Annotated in this window: 8 protein-coding genes; 2 read left to right on the forward strand and 6 right to left on the reverse strand. The window is 69.5% G+C overall.

All coding sequences use genetic code 11. The features are described from left to right. Nucleotides 1-165: 165 nt before the first annotated feature. The 5 genes from ACWEVO_RS04810 to ACWEVO_RS04830 form a co-directional block, all read right to left on the reverse strand. On the reverse strand, nt 166-1,704 hold the full coding sequence (locus ACWEVO_RS04810; RefSeq protein ID WP_452306232.1) for a non-reducing end alpha-L-arabinofuranosidase family hydrolase: 1,539 nt from the start codon (nt 1,702-1,704) through the stop codon (nt 166-168). Nucleotides 1,705-2,195: 491 nt separating this feature from the next. Further along, on the reverse strand, nt 2,196-4,034 hold the full coding sequence (locus ACWEVO_RS04815; protein WP_452306233.1) for a family 43 glycosylhydrolase: 1,839 nt from the start codon (nt 4,032-4,034) through the stop codon (nt 2,196-2,198). Nucleotides 4,035-4,119: 85 nt separating this feature from the next. After that, entirely contained in the window at nt 4,120-6,510 is a 2,391-nt protein-coding gene (locus tag ACWEVO_RS04820; RefSeq protein ID WP_452306234.1) for a ricin-type beta-trefoil lectin domain protein, read from the reverse strand. A gap of 62 nt (nt 6,511-6,572) precedes the next feature. After that, nucleotides 6,573-7,946 carry an RICIN domain-containing protein gene (locus tag ACWEVO_RS04825; RefSeq protein ID WP_452306235.1) on the reverse strand — a complete coding sequence of 458 codons (1,374 nt, stop codon included), beginning with the start codon at nt 7,944-7,946 and terminating at the stop codon, nt 6,573-6,575. A gap of 453 nt (nt 7,947-8,399) precedes the next feature. Continuing rightward, nucleotides 8,400-9,986 carry a sigma-70 family RNA polymerase sigma factor gene (locus ACWEVO_RS04830; protein WP_452306249.1) on the reverse strand — a complete coding sequence of 529 codons (1,587 nt, stop codon included), beginning with the start codon at nt 9,984-9,986 and terminating at the stop codon, nt 8,400-8,402. A gap of 414 nt (nt 9,987-10,400) precedes the next feature. Between ACWEVO_RS04830 and ACWEVO_RS04835 the strand changes: the two genes are divergently transcribed. Both ACWEVO_RS04835 and ACWEVO_RS04840 read left to right on the forward strand, forming a co-directional pair. Continuing rightward, the gene (locus tag ACWEVO_RS04835; RefSeq protein WP_452306236.1) at nt 10,401-12,506 is read left to right on the forward strand and encodes a family 43 glycosylhydrolase; all 2,106 of its coding nucleotides are present in this window, start codon (nt 10,401-10,403) and stop codon (nt 12,504-12,506) included. 50 nt (nt 12,507-12,556) lie between these two features. Beyond that, on the forward strand, nt 12,557-14,047 hold the full coding sequence (locus ACWEVO_RS04840; RefSeq protein WP_452306237.1) for an endo-1,4-beta-xylanase: 1,491 nt from the start codon (nt 12,557-12,559) through the stop codon (nt 14,045-14,047). A 126-nt stretch (nt 14,048-14,173) separates the two neighbouring features. On the opposite strand, the gene ACWEVO_RS04845 is transcribed toward ACWEVO_RS04840, so the two are convergent. Continuing rightward, nucleotides 14,174-15,289, reverse strand: coding sequence for an RICIN domain-containing protein (locus tag ACWEVO_RS04845; RefSeq protein WP_452306238.1), 1,116 nt, complete (start codon nt 15,287-15,289; stop codon nt 14,174-14,176). Nucleotides 15,290-15,334: the final 45 nt, after the last annotated feature.

Here is a 15,334-nt window from a genome sequence, read left to right on the forward strand (position 1 = left end):
CGCTTCGGCCGGCCGGTCCTCGCGCACCAGCACCGACATGCAGGCCAGGACCCGGACCTCGACCCGTGCGTCGTCCGCGGTGCGTGCCTCGGCCCAGAGGCCCGGCGCCCGCGGTAACGGGCGGGCTCGACCTCACGCCGAGCCCGCCCGCTCCGTTCCACCCGACTAGCGCTGCAGGGTGAGCACGCCCGGCCGGTACGGCAGGAGGCCGTAGTCGCCGCCGGAGTTGGTGGCCCGTCCCTGGTAGAGCAGTTGCAGGTTGCAGGGATCCACGGTCATGGTCTGGTCGGGGTTGGTCCGCACCAGGTCGCCGTGGCTGATGTCGTTGGTCCAGGTGGCGCCGCTGTTGGCCTTGCCGGCGAATGGGTTGCTCTCGCTCGTCGCCTGCGGCGTCCACGAACCGCCGAGGCTGGTGGCCGTGTACGAGCGGAAGTAGCGGCCCTGCGCGCCGATCGACTCGACGAGCATCAGGTACTGGTTCTGGCCTTGAATCTTGTAGACCTGAACCCCTTCGAACAGGTTGTTCGTCGAGTCACTCATGATCGTGGTGTAGCTCGAGCCGAAGTTGCCCGGGAAGTTCCCGATCGGCATGCTGGCCCGGTAGATCTTGCCGTTGTCCCCGGCGAAGAACAGATACATGTTCGTGCCGTCACCGATCAGCGTCTGGTCGATCGGTCCGGTACCGGAGCCGGAGATGCTGCCGGTGAACAGCGCCTGCGGCGCGGACCACCCGTTGACGTTGGTCGGGTCACTCGACGTCCGGTAGGAGAAGGCCGTCCCACCCCACTGGTAGGCGAGCACCCAGATGTTCTTCGGAGCGAAGTAGAACAGCGTGGGTGCGACCGCGGCGAACGGCATCGCGTTCTGGGTGGCCGAGGCCATGTCCGACCAGTTGGTGAACGGACTGAAGTTCATCGACCCCCACGTCGAGCCCGTGTCGTGCGTCGTGGCATAGACCAGGTGCTTGCCGTTGTAGACGACGTTGGTGAAGTCCTTCAGCGACACCCACCCGGACCTCGGGTTCGCCAGCGACCCGGTCGACGTCCAGCGGTAGCTCGACGGCAGCGAACAGGTGCCGCCGGGCGGTGGCGTGGTGGGCGGCGGCGTGGTGGGGGTGCCCCCACCGTCGACGCGGACGAGTTGCCACTGCTGGTTGGCGCCGTTCCAGTCGTCGTACTGGACGATGCCTCCGCCGTCGGCGGTCGAGGCGCCCATCACCTCCATGGCCCTGTTGCTGTTCCGGTTGATCAACCGGACGTAGCCGGAGTCCGAGTCGGCCAGCCGGAACTGCTGGTTGGCCTGATTGCCGTCGGTCCACTGCACGATGTCGGCGCTGTTGGCGGTCGACCAGTTGTAGACGTCCAGCACCTTGCCGGACAGCCGCGACCGCAGCCGGTAGTAGCCACCGCCCGAGTCCACGAACTGCCACTGCTGCTGGTTGCCGTTGTTGCGCGTCCACTGGACGATCCGGGCGCCGTCATTCGTGGCCAGGTTGTACACGTCCACGGCCTTGCCACTGTTGCGGTTGAGCAACACGTACCACGCGCTCGTGTCGACCGTCGCCGCGGCGGCCGGCGTCGACACCGCCACCGCGGCGGCACCACCGGCCACCACCACCGTCGCGGCGGCGGCGACGATCCGCGCCAACCATCCGCGCCGGCGCGATGGCGGCGCGATCGATGGAGACCTACCAAACGCAGACATGATCCTCCTCTGGAGACGACGAGCCAAAGGGCCCGCCTCGACGACGGGCGCAGGGCAACGCAGGACTGGACGGGCGCCGAATTGTTAGCGTTCACAGGGCGTTTTCCTGGCCAGCCCCGCACCTGATTGGTTGGTCCGGCGAGGCGGGGCCTGCCCGGTGAGCCATCGACATCGCCGTCCCTGCCCATCGACTGTGAGCGATAACATAGCGTTCGTCAAGTGGAAACATTTCCGGAACAACCCGTCCGGTCGCGCGCCGACCACCCCGCTGCTCGGCACCGCCTCCGCCCAGCGGAACCCCCGTCGCCCGCACGGTCCAGGGACGGCTCATTGTTGGCGTTAACATTGGGGATCGCCGAATGATCCGCAGATCGACGCGGCGACGTGCCTGCATGCGGTGTCGTCGACCATCGACGAGAGAGGCACCGTCCGGCCGGAGCCGGCCGGGCCGCGGCTGACGAGGCAGCCGGGCCCGGCCCGACCCGGTCCGGCTACTGGAGCGAGACGTCGTCGACCAGGAAGCTGTCGGTGCCCGCCGCGCTCTCCACGTAGAAGGTGGCACCGGCCAGGGTTCCACTCCAGGAGAGCATCGCGGTGCCGGTGAGCATGGTCCAGCCGTCCAGGTTCACCGCGGTTCCCGGCGTCAGCGCGACGTAGCTCGTCGTGCCGTTGGCGGTCAACGCCACGGTCGCCTTCACCGTCGGCGTCCCGCTCTCGCTGCGGACCCAGGCGGTCGTGGTGTAGCTCCTGCCGCTGGTGAGCTTCGAAGTCAGGTCCTGGCTGGGCCCGTTCCACGACGCCGTACGCCCGGTGATCGACAGCGAGGCCGCGCCACCGTGCGCGACGGCGTTCGACGACAGTGTCCCGCTGCCCATGACCCCCCAGCCCGACGTGCCGCCCTCGCCGTCGCCGTTGACGATCAGGTTCCCGCCGCCACCGGCGGTGGCGCCGAACTGCCACCAGTTGACGTTGAAGAGGTTGCCGCTGCCGCCGGTGAACCGCAGGTACAGGTCGTGGGTGCCGGTGGCGCCGGTGACGGTGCAGGAGGTGTTCACCCAGGTCTGCCAGCCGCCGGTGCCCGGTACGCTGCACCGTCCCACCACCGGGCCGGTGGTGCTGTCCAGGCGGAGTTCCATCGCGCCGCCGCTGGTCGCCGAGGCCACCCGTGCGGTGAACGAACTCGCCCCCGCACCGAAGCCCACCCCCTTGACCTTGATGTAGTCGCCGTTCTCGATCCAGCCGACATCCATCCCGCCCTCACTGGAGGCTTCGGTCTCGATGCCCGACTCCCAGGCGATCGTCTCGGCCTCCTGGCGCACGTAGGGGTTGAGGACGCCGACCTGCGGCGCCCCGGTGCTGGTCATGTTGATGGTAGGGATCGAGCCGTCGGCGTTGTAGGAGAACTTCTCGACCGCGACCGAGCGGGTGAAGCCGCCGCCGCCCGGCAGCGCGCCGTTGTGGTAGAAGAAGTACGAGCCGCCGTTGAAGTCGACGATGCCGGGGTGGTTGGTGAAGCTGCTGCCCTGGGTCGGCATGACCGTCCCGCGATAGGTCCACGGCCCGGTGGGGCCGGGGGCCGTCGAGTAGCCGATGAACTCGGAGCAGCACTTCGCCGCGAAGACGTTGTAGTAGAGGCCGTTGCGCTTGTAGACCCACGGCCCCTCCTCGTACAGGGTCGGCCGGCTCGCGTCACCGGTACGCGTGCCGAACCCGGCGGTGGTGAGCGGAATCTGGGTCGGGCTGCCCGAGTAGGAGATCATGTCGGTGTTCAGCTTCACGTACCAGAGATTCGGGTTGCCCCAGTAGAGGTAGGCCTGCCCGTCGGTGTCGATGAAGACGGTCGGGTCGATCTCTCCGTTGGACACCAGTGGTCGTCCTATGGCGTCCCGGAACGGACCGGTCGGGCTGTCGGCCACCGCCACCCCGATGCCCATCCGGCCGGTCGCCCGGACGGTCATGGGCACGTACCAGTAGAACTTGCCGTTGCGGGCGACGACCTGGCCGGCCCAGGCGTCGGCGCTGGCCCAGCTGAAGCTGGCGATGCTGAGCGGCGAGCCGTGGTCGGTCCAGTTCACCATGTCGGCGGACGACCAGACCCGCCACTCCTTCATGGTGAACCAGGTCGAGCCGTCCTCGTCGTGACCCGTGTAGAGGTACACCCGGCCGTTGTGCACGAGCGGAGCCGGGTCGGCGGTGTAGATGTGCTGGATGATCGGGTTGTCCGCCCGGGCCACGCCGGGGACGAGCGCCGCCGCGCAGAGCGCCGCCGCGACCCAGGCGAGGAACCGCCGGACGGGGCGCCTGCCGGGGGGTGGAGGGAACACCCTCATGTCTGCCTCCAAGGGCTGTCGATTGTGGTCCGACGCGGGTGCGGCGACTCCGGTGGGGGGCCGGGATCGGCCGCACACGCCGTGTTCAGTTGCGCAGGGCCCACTGCTGGTTCGTGCCCCCGTTGCACGCCCAGAGGATGAGCTTCGTGCCGTTCGCCGTGGCGGCGCCGTTGGCGTCCAGGCACAGCCCGGACTGGACACCGGTCACCGTGCCGTTGGCGTTCACGTTCCACTGCTGGTTGGCCTGGCCGTTGCAGTCCCAGATGATCACTGGGGTGCCGTTGGCGGTGCCCTGCCCGGACGCGTCGAGGCACTTGTTTCCGTACACCTGCAGCTGCTTGCCGGCGGTGTAGGTCCACCGCTGGTTGGTGCCACCGGTGCAGTCCCAGAGCTGCGCCTGGGTGCCGTTGGTCGTGCTGAACCCGCCGATCTCCACGCAGCGGCCCGACTGGCCGCCGACGATCAGCACGTTCTGCTGGCCACCACCGGTCTGCACGCCGGCGGCGGCCATCACCACCTGCGCGCCCGACGGCCAGTCGTTGTTGGTGACCGTCGTGTTGCCGGAGACGACGTTGCCGCGGTCGCCGTTGGTCACGTTGCTGCTGCCGTTGGTCGACCAGTTGCCGGTGACGGTGAAGTTGCCCATGTTCTCCCCGCCCCAGTAGTTGGCCGTGGCCCAGGTGCCGGTGGCGGAGAAGACATTGGTGCGGGCGGTGTAGTACCGGGAGCCCTCGTCGAAGTAGAGCCCGTACCAGCCGTTGGTCCGCAGGCAGTAGTTGTCGCTGATCAGCCCGTTCGGGTTGGCCGACAGGGTGTAGATGCAGGAGCCGTCGGTCATCTGCTGCATGACGTCGTGGACGTAGTTGCCGGTGAGCCGGTTGTTGGACGCGGTCGTGGGCGTGGTGTAGCGCGGTTGGTAGTTGTACAGGCCACGATTGGCGTACTCGGTGCTGCCACCCGCGTCGTTGGCGCCCCATCCGTAGCCGATCGACATGCCGGTGTACGGCATGTTGTAGACCTCGTTGTGGGAGACGGTGGCGGTGGTGACGTAGGTGGTCAGGACGGATACGACGCCCCGGTAGTCCAGGCCCAGGTCGTGGATCCGGTTGTTGCTGATGGTGATGTCCCGGTTGACCATCCGGGAGTCGCTGGGGTGGTGCGCGTCGGCGCGTACCCCGCCGACCACGATGCCGCCGGCGGAGCTGCGGGCGATCTCGGAGCGGGTGATCGTGATGTTGCTCGCGCCCAGGCCGACCCCGCTGGCGTGGGCGTTGGCGTCGTTGCCGATGCCCACCGCCGTCTGTCCCAGATTGACGAACTGGGAGTCACTGATGGTGATGGTGTCGGCCGCGGACACCTGTACCGCGGCCGGCATCTGGCTCCAGCTCGGCCGGGTGGCCTCGAACAGCTGGCAGCCCTCCTGACACGAGGTCAGGGCGTCGGCGGGTCGGGCCCAGGTGCCGGTGATGTGGGCCCCGGTCTGCTGGTCGGCGAAGCCCTGGTTGCTGCTGGGCCCGAGCCAGCTCGTGCCGGTGAAGGTGATCCCGCTGAACGAGATGTGGTGCGCCGGCGCGTCGTACGTGCCGCCGATGTCGACAAGAGACTGGAGCACGGGCAGCTCCACGCTGGTGGTGGCCATGTTCTGCCCGGCGAGCGGGATGTAGGAGAGCACCCCGGATCCGGGGTCGAGATACCACTCCCCCGGCGAGTCCAGGAACTCGTACGCGTTGGTGAGGTAGAACGGGCCGGCCCGGTGTGGCCGGCTGAGGGTGTCGTAGCCGAAGGTGTTGTTGTTCCACGCCGGCTGCTGCATGGTGAGGACGTTGGCGGCGATGCTCTGCACCGGCGCATACCGGTCGGTGAACGAGCCGACGCTCTCTACCTCGATCCGGTTCTGGTTGGCGAGGTTGTTCAGGTAGCTGAACGCGCCGTTGCTGAATCGCATGCCGGTCGTGGTGAAGGTGAAGTCGGACCGGTTCACGGCCGTGCGGGCACGGGTGGCGACCGCGCCGTTGACGTAGAGCTGCCGGCTGTCGATCCCGGCGCCGACATTGGCCCGCCAGATGTTCCTGCCGGTGTCGGCGAGCGACCAGCCGGTGACCGCGCGGGCGCCGCTGATCACCGGTCGGGCCGACGCGGCGGCCCGCCAGGTGACGGTGTAGCCGTTGGTGCCGGAGTCGGCCGCGGTCAGTCGCATGGGTGCGGAGAGTCGGTAGACGCCGTCGGCCAGCTCCACGACGAGGTCGCCGGACATCGCGGCGTTGCGGGAGCGGACCGCAGCCTGGGCGGCGGTGAGCGAGCACGGTTGGCTGACCGAGCATGCGGTGCCGGTGCCGGAGGGCGCGGCGTAGAGGGTGGTGGTGGCCGCGGCCGCGGGCGGGGCGGCGGCGAGCACGGCCGCCGCGGCGGTGACGACCACCGCGGCGACACCGGCGGCCCGCCGCCTGCGGCTGGTGGGGCATGGGGGTACGGGCACGGCGTCTCCTGTCGGCAAGGTGGTGTGGTGAGCGCGCTTGCGCAGGTGGGGGCAGCAGCGGGCTAGAACTGGGCGAAGAACCGCCACACCTCGCCCTTGGTCCAGGTCGTCACGCCGCTCTCGGCGTAGGTGCCGTCCACGGGGCCCGGCATGTGGCCGTTGTCGAACGCCGCCCACTGCACGGGGTAGCCGGCCCGGCAGCCGGAGTAGGCGGTGGTGATGTGGGTCCGGCTGCCGACCGCCGGCTCCGGCGGGCTCTGCGGCGTGCAGCCGTTGTTCCGGACGAACGTGTCGCGCAGCGCCCGCCCCTGGGAGATGTTGAGCACGCTGTCGGTGATGCCGTGCAGCCCGAAGTACGCGATCGGCTGGGTACCGCCGCTGCACCCGCTGATCTGCGCGCCGCTGAAGACCGCGACGGCCCGGAAGACGTTCGCCCGGGCACAGGCCAGCGCGTAGCTCATGCCGCCACCCCAGCTGAAGCCGAGGGCGAAGCGCTGCTGCGGGTTGACGCAGAGGGCACCCTCGATCTGCCGGATCATGTCGTCGACGAAGGTGACGTCCTCGCCGCCCGAGTTGGCCCAACCGTTGCCGAGGCCCTGCGGCGCGACGAGGATCGCGGTGTTGTTCGACTGCTCCAACTGGCCGTAGTAGGACCAGGCGGCGCCGCTGGTACCGCCCGAGTCGACCTCGTCGGCGGTGCCACCCCGCCAGTGGAAGGCAAAGATCAACCGGTACTGGCGGTTGCCGTCGTAGTTGCCGGGGAGCCGCAGGATGTAGCTGCGGCTCTTGCCACCGCTCTGGATGGTGTGGGCGCCGTTCGACAGGCCGGGGGACCTGCCGCATCCCCCACCGGTGCCGCCACCGTTGGACACCACGACCAGTTGCCACTGCTGGTTGGCACCGTTCCAGTCGGTGTACTGCACGATGTTGGCGCCGTCGGTCGTCGCCGCGCCCTGCACCTCGAGTGCCTTGCCGCTGTTGCGGTTGATGAAGCGCACGTAGCCGCCGGCGGAATCGGCCAGCCGAAACTGCTGGTTGGTGCCGTTGTGGTCGCTCCACTGCACCACGGGCGCGCCGTCGGCCGTGGAGGCCCCGGAGACGTCCAGGATTTTGCCGGAGTTGCGGGATCTCAGCCGGTAGTAGCCGTCGCCCGAGTCCACGAATTGCCACTGCTGGTTGGCGCCGTCGTTGCGGGTCCACTGGGTGATCCGCGCGCCGTCGGCCGTCGACGCGCCGTACACGTCCAGCGCCTTGCCGCTGTTGCGGTTGATCAGGACGTACGAGGCGCTGGTGTCGACCGTCGCGGCCGCCGCGGGCGCCGCGTTGACCGTGACGAGCGTGCCGGCCAGGACGACCGCCGCCGCCGCGGCGGTTGACAGCGACCGCCAGCGGTGTCCGGACTGAGCGGCGGGACGAGCCGCGTCGTTGACGTTCATGAATCACTCCTTCGATGCGGGCCGCGTGCCCACAGGACGGCGCGGGCCGCGTGCGCGTGCCGGCATCGGTGGCGTCGGCCCGTCGAGGTGACCTGCGCGCAGGGCAGGTGCGGCGGGAAGCTCGCGGCCGGGGCCAGCCGGCCGGCGGGCTGGGGCAGAGCGGGCGGCCGGCGTCGCCCGGTCCCGGCGCCCGCTCAGCCCGCGAAGGCCATGTTAGCGATAACAGCCAGCCCAATCAATGAAGCGTGTCTATTTCGAATCGATTGAGCCTTCTCGCTCACGACCATCTGAAGCGCGGCGCGAAAAGTGTTATCCCCGATGCCCGCGCCGGGTCGCTCCAGCGCGATTGCGGGCCCTCTTGAAGGCGCCGAAACGCTCGGCCAATCTGCTCGAGTCACCGGAGCAGCGCGAGGAGACCGACCATCAGCACGTGGGCTCGCCACGGACGCCGAGTCAGCCGGCCAGGGCGGGGCGGATCCGGAACGCGCTGTCGGCCCGGAAGGCGGCGGTGCCGTCCGCCTGGTCCACCCACAGCTGCCCGTCCCGGTGCCGCAGAAACCAGCCGGGATAGTTCGACGCCTCCAGCGACGTGGCTGAGGTCGTCGAGCCGGCGCGGGCGCAGAAGGTCGCGTCACCGCGGAACAGCTCCGTCCCCTGGTCGGGACTGAGCTGGAGCCGCCAGTACGCGTGCCGCAGGTAACGGCCGTCGCGGGCCCGGAAGGAGAAGCAGCCGGGGTCGGCCAGGCCCGCGAGCACGGTGAAGGTGGCCTGGCGGCGCGCCGCGTCCGTGCTGGCCGGCCCCACCGGGACCAGGACGCCCAACCCGTCGACTGTCGTCACGTACCGTCCGGTCTCGTTGACCGACTCCACAGACACGAGCCGTCCGGCGGCCAGGGACGCGGTACGGCCGGCCGAGGGTCTCGCGGCCGGAGTCGCCGGTGCCGTCCGCACCGGCACGGTGGCCGCCGGCAAGGACGCACTGGTGCGCCGCCCGGACGGGGAGGGCGGCGCCGCAACCGGCGCGGACGCGGCGGGTGGCCCGTGGGTGGGCAGGACCGACACGGTGACCGCAGCGCCGGCGGCGAGGGCCGCGACGACGATCGCGGCGACCGGGTGCGCCACGACGGGCTGGAGCAGCTGGCCGAACACCGCGGCCTTGATGCCCGCGCCGACACCGCCGCCGGATCCCGGGCCGAGGGCACCGGGCAGGGCGACCGTCGACGTGGCCGCCGCGCCGAGCGCGCCCCTGGCGGCCAGCACGGCAGCGAGCCCGACCGGAACGGGTAGCAGGCCGAGCCCGAGGAGCAGTCGCTCCGGGGCGATCATGCCGGCGGCGGGACGCGCGCAGCGCTCGCAGGACCTGGTGTGCCGGGCGAGGCGCTTGCGCCACAACGGGCTCGGGACACCGTCCCACGCCGTTGCCGCGGCTTCGAGCTCGGGGCATCTCGGCCGGGCGTCGAGGGCGACGACCAGTTCACGGCACAGGTCGAGTTGGTGCCGCATGCGCTGCACCCGCACAGCCGTGTGCGCGACGCTGACCGCCAGGGCCGAGGCCAGCTCGCTGCGGCTCAGCTCTCCCGCCACCTCCAGCCACCACAGGGAGAGCAGCGCCTTGTCGTCCGGGTCGAGCCAGCGACTGGCCCGGACGACCTGGCGGCGCTGCCCGCTCAACTCCACGCGCAGCGTCGTCAGGTCCTCGACGGCGGCCTCGGCGTCCGGCATCTCGGCCGCCTCGTTCAACGGGGCGGTCCGGCGGGCAGCCACCTGCCGGCGGTGCAGATGAGTGCTGAGCTGGCGCATGGCGATCGCGGCCAACCATGGGCGGAAGCTCTCGGGGGTGTGCAGTTCCGGAAGCCGGCGGACGGCCCGCAGCATGGCGTCCTGGACGACGTCGTCGGTGTCCGGATGCCCGCCCAGCGCGCGGTGCACGAGGGTGTAGACCAGCGGCAGGCCGCGGCCGACCAACTCGTCCATGGCCCGCCGGTCGCCCGCCTGGGCCGCGACCAGGAGGTCCGTCTCGTTGGTGCCGGTAGCTCGCATCCTCACGTCGCAGTCACACAAACCGATCGGGCGGCTGATCAATGGTGGTGGTCGCACCGTCCGGCCACCAGGAGCAGCTTGTTGACGGTGGTCGTTGACTGTCGCCGAAGACCGGCCGCCGCGTCAAGAATGCGACCGTCCCGACCTGGAGTTGCCCACAGAAGAAAAAGTGTTATCGATCAGGACGATGGCAGGTCGAGATATGGTCTCCTTGACGCGCACGGCATCGATGAGCGCCTAGCCCTTGAATGCCGGGAAACATTCTGGCAACGTTGGCGACCTCGATGTCTGCGCAGTGGGCGCACGGTCTGCGCACCTCGGGGCCCCCGTACCACAGTCGTTCACGTCCAATGTCGACCGCCTGTTGTTAGCGCTAACAGGCGGCGCCGACCGCCAAGTGGAGGGAACACGCCCATGCCCATTGACCACGCGCCCCCACCGATGGCGCGACCCCGACGTGGCCGACGTCCGGCGCTGGCCCTCACCGCCGCCGTGGCGCTGCTGGTGAGCGCGGCCGCCGTCGCGCTGAACGGCACCGAGGCGGCTGCGGCATCGGTCGACCCGAGTGCCTGGTACGTGCTGCTCAACCGCAACAGCGGCAAGGCCCTGGACGTCTACGGCGCCTCCACCGCCGACGGCGCCCGGATCACCCAGTGGACCCGCAACGACGGCAACAACCAGCAATGGCAGTTCGTCGACTCCGGCGGCGGCTACTACCGCCTCAAGTCCCGCAACTCCGGCAAGGTCCTCGACGTCTCCAACCGCGCCACCAACGACGGCGCGCCCATCATCCAATGGACCGACGCCAACGCCACCAACCAACAATTCCAGCTCAACGACTCCGCCGACGGCTACCTCCGGCTCGTCAACCGCAACAGCGGCAAAGCCGTCGAGGTGCAGAACGCCGCCACCACCGATGGGGCCAACATCGTCCAGTACACCGACTGGAACGGCGCCAACCAGCAGTGGCAACTCGTCCGGGTCGACGGCACCACCCCCACCACGCCGGCACCGCCGGGGACGTCGTACACGAATCCCGTGGTGTGGCAGGACTTCGCCGACGGTGACATCATCCGGGTCGGCGACGCCTACTACTACTCGGCGTCGACCATGCACTACTCCCCCGGCGCGCCGATCCTGCGCTCCTACGACCTGGTGCACTGGGAATACGCCGGCCACTCCGTACCGAGCCTCGACTTCGGCTCCAGCGCCTACGACCTCAGCGGCGGCCGCGCGTACGTCAAGGGCATCTGGGCCTCGGCGTTCAACTACCGCAGAAGCAACAGCACGTACTACTGGATCGGCTGCGTCGAGTTTAACCGCACCTACGTGTACACCTCGACGGCGGTCGACGGCACCTGGCAGAAGCGCTCGCAGATCAATAACTGCTACTACGACGCCGGGTTGCTCGTCGACGACAACGACACCATGTACGTGGCGTACGGGAACACGAACATCAGCGTGGCGCAACTGTCGGCCGACGGGTTGAGCCAGGTCCGCGCCCAGCAGGTGTTCAGCACCCCGTCGAGCGTCGGCACCCTGGAAGGGTCGCGCTTCTACAAGCGCAACGGCTACTACTACATCTGGCTCACCCGCCCCGCCAACGGCCAGTACGTGCTGCGCTCCAACAGCCCCTTCGGGCCGTACGAGATGCACCAGGTGCTGCTCAACATGCCCGGCCCGATCTCCGGCGGTGGCGTGCCACACCAGGGTGGTCTCGTGCAGACCCAGAACGGCGACTGGTACTACATGGCGTTCCAGGACGCGTACCCCGGCGGCCGGGTCCCGGTCCTGGCGCCCATCACCTGGACCGCCGACGGCTGGCCCAGCGTGCAGACCGTCAACGGCGCCTGGGGCGCCAGCTATCCCGCGCCGAACATCCCCGCCTCCTCGAAGACGGTGCAACCGATGACCGGCGCGGACACCTTCACCGGCAGCGGCCTCGGCCCCCGATGGGAGTGGAACCACAACCCGGACAACACGAAGTGGTCGACCGGCAGCGGACTGCGCCTGCAGACGGCAACCGTCACCAACGACCTGTACGCGGCCCGCAACACGCTCACCCACCGGATCCAGGGACCGACGTCCACGGCGACGATCGAGCTGGACTACTCGGCCATGAGCGACGGCGACCGGTCCGGTCTGGCGATGCTGCGCGACTCCTCGGCCTGGATCGGCGTCAAACGCGACGGCGGCACGACCCGGGTCACGCTCGTCAACGGGCTGACCATGGACGGCAGTTGGAACACCACCGGAACGGGCACCGAGGCGGCCTCCGCCGCGGTCTCCGGCGGCCGGATCTGGTTGCGGGCCAGCGCCGACATCCGCCCCGGCACCGGCCGGCAGGCCCGGTTCTCCTACAGCACCGACGGCGTGAACTTCACCGCCCTGGGCCCGGCCTTCACTCTCAACAACGCCTGGCAGTTCTTCATGGGCTACCGCTACGCGATCTTCAACTACGCCACCCGCGCCCTCGGCGGCGCCGTCACCGTCCGCAAGTTCGACATGACCACCCCCTGATCCCGCAACACCCACCCACCACCGCTCCTAGGAATGCGAAAGGCAGTGACATGAGGCAACCCTCCGGTCCACCGCAACGGCGACGCCGATTCCCGCGGCGGCTGTACGCGATCCTGGCCCTGGTGACCGCCGGGCTGATCGCCGCCGGCGCCCCGCTGCTGACCGCCGGCGACGCCAGCGCCGGCACCACGCTGGGCGCGTCGGCCGCGGAGAAGGGCCGCTACTTCGGCGCCGCCGTGCCGGCGTTCAAGCTCTCCGACAGCCAGTACACCAGCATTCTCGACCGCGAGTTCAACGCGCTCACCCCCGAAAATGAGATGAAGTGGGACGCCACCGAGCCGTCCCAGAACCAGTTCAACTACACCGGCGGCGACCAGATCGTCTCGCACGCCCAGGCGCACGGCATGAAGGTCCGCGGCCACACCCTGCTCTGGCATTCCCAGCAGCCCGGCTGGGTGCAGAACCTCTCCGGCAGCGCCCTGCGCTCGGCCATGATGAACCACGTCACCCAGGTCGCCACTCACTACAGGGGCAAGATCTACGCCTGGGACGTGGTCAACGAGGCGTTCGCCGACGGCACCAGCGGCGCCCGCCGCGACTCCAACCTCCAGCGTACGGGCGACGACTGGATCGAGGCCGCCTTCCGCGCCGCCCGGGCCGCCGACCCCGGCGCCAAACTCTGCTACAACGACTACAACACGGACGGCGTCAACGCGAAGTCGACCGGCGTCTACAACATGGTCCGCGACTTCAAGTCCCGCGGCGTGCCGATTGACTGCGTCGGCTTCCAGTCCCACCTCGGCACCAGCCTCCCCGGCGACTACCAGGCCAACCTCCAGCGCTTCGCCGACCTCGGCGTCGACGTGCAGATCACCGAGCTGGACATCACCCAGGGCTCCAACCAGGCCAACATGTACGCCGCCGTCACCAAGGCCTGCCTGGCAGTGACCCGCTGCACCGGCATCACCACCTGGGGCGTCCGGGACAGCGACTCCTGGCGCAGCGGTGACAACCCGCTGCTCTTCGACAGCAACGGCAACAAGAAGGCCGCCTACACCGCCGTCCTCAACGCCCTCAACAGCGGCGGCGCCACCCCGCCCCCGGGGCCGGTCGACACGAGTGCCTGGTACGTGCTGCTCAACCGCAACAGCGGCAAGGCCCTCGACGTCTACGCCAAGTCCACCGACGACGGCGCCCGCATCACCCAGTGGACCCGCAACGACGGCGCCAACCAGCAGTGGCAGTTCGTGGACTCCGGCGGCGGCTACTACCGCCTCAGGTCCCGCAACTCCGGCAAGGTCCTCGACGTCTCCGGCGCCTCCACCGCCGACGGCGCCGCGATCATCCAGTGGACCGACAACAACGCCCCCAACCAGCAGTTCCGGCTCGCCGACTCCAGCGGCTACCTGCGACTGATCAGCCGCAACAGCGGCAAGGCCGTCGAGGTGCAGGGCGCCGCCACCACCGACGGCGCCAACGTCGTCCAGTACACCGACTGGAACGGCGCCAACCAGCAATGGCAACTCGTCCGGGTCGGTTAGCCGACTCACCCACGGCGGCGGGCGGTCACCCGCGAACCGACTCGATCCGCTGACCGGGCGTCCCGGTGCTGCCTCGACGGGAGCACCGGGATGCCCGCTGCGGGGAAGGCACCGCCCAGCAGTCGGTCAGCTGCGCAGGCTCCACTGCTGGTTGGCGCCGCCGTGGCAGTCCCAGAGAACGATCCTCGTCCCGTTGGCGGTGCCCCAGTTGTACGCGTCGAGACAGCGTCCGGACTGGACGCCGCTGATCGTGCCGTTCGTGTTCAGGTTCCACTGCTGGTTGGCACGGCCGTTGCAGTCCCAGATGATGACGCGGGTGCCGTTGCCGGTGCCGCCCCCCTCGGCGTCCAGGCACTTGCTGCCGAGCACCTGCAACTGCTTGGTCGCGGTGTAGGTCCAGCGCTGCATGGTGCCGCCCCAGCAGTCGTACAGCTGGACCTGGGTGCCGTTGGTGGTGCTGCCGTTCGGCACGTCCAGGCACCGCCCCGACGGCACGCCCACGATCTGGGTGGTCGTTCCGCCCGTGTCACCCGGGGTGCCGATGCTGCCGGGCACCGCCTGCAGCCCGCTGTACCAGACGGCGGCCATTTTGTCGTAGCCGCCGGCGGTGGGATGAATGCCGTCGATCAGGTCGGCGGTCGTCACGGCGCTGTGCATGTCGACGAGGTGGACGTGCCTGCCGGCGTTCACCTTGCTCTGCACGATCCCCGGGATGGCCGCGTTGAAGGTGCGCACGGCCGATTCCTGGCCGCTGTTGGCCAGCGGAGTCAGCTGCGCGACGAACACGTCCGCCGCGGGAGCGGTGTTGGTGATGTGATCGATCAGGCTGGACAGCCGGTTCGGTGCGGTGGAGAGGCTGTAGTTCTGCAGGATGTCGTTGGTGCCGATGTGCAGCAGAACGGTGCGCGGCTGGTAGGTGTTCAGCCAGCCGACGATGTTGGCGTCGATCTGGTCGATGCGCCAGCCGGGGTGGCCCTCGTGGTCGTGGTCGCCGAGACTGGCAGGCCCGTTGTACTGGGATCCGACGAAGTCGGTGGTGTACCGACCGTTGGCGAGGCGTTGCCACAGGCCGATGCGGTAGCCGCCCGGAACCTGGGTGCCCTCGGTGATGGAGTCACCGAGCGGCATCACCCGCACCCCGCCGTTGGATTCCGCGCCGGCCGAGCCGGCCTGGGCCACCAGGCCGGCGACCGTGACGGCAATCGCGGCGCCCGCCGCGAGCCACCGTGCCATTGTTCGCATGACTGTTCCTCTCAGGTCATCATCGGGCGCGGGCTCGGTGCTCAG

It is taken from the genome of Micromonospora sp. NPDC003776 (assembly GCF_053605645.1).

Excerpts from the sequence above, each read along its gene's own strand:
- ACWEVO_RS04810 (WP_452306232.1), bottom strand. The coding sequence starts at position 1,704 with ATGTCTGCGTTTGGTAGGTCTCCATCGATCGCGCCGCCATCGCGCCGG.
- ACWEVO_RS04815 (WP_452306233.1), bottom strand. The coding sequence starts at position 4,034 with ATGAGGGTGTTCCCTCCACCCCCCGGCAGGCGCCCCGTCCGGCGGTTC.
- ACWEVO_RS04825 (WP_452306235.1), bottom strand. The coding sequence starts at position 7,946 with ATGAACGTCAACGACGCGGCTCGTCCCGCCGCTCAGTCCGGACACCGC.
- ACWEVO_RS04830 (WP_452306249.1), bottom strand. The coding sequence starts at position 9,986 with ATGCGAGCTACCGGCACCAACGAGACGGACCTCCTGGTCGCGGCCCAG.
- ACWEVO_RS04835 (WP_452306236.1), top strand. The coding sequence starts at position 10,401 with ATGCCCATTGACCACGCGCCCCCACCGATGGCGCGACCCCGACGTGGC.
- ACWEVO_RS04840 (WP_452306237.1), top strand. The coding sequence starts at position 12,557 with ATGAGGCAACCCTCCGGTCCACCGCAACGGCGACGCCGATTCCCGCGG.
- ACWEVO_RS04845 (WP_452306238.1), bottom strand. The coding sequence starts at position 15,289 with ATGCGAACAATGGCACGGTGGCTCGCGGCGGGCGCCGCGATTGCCGTC.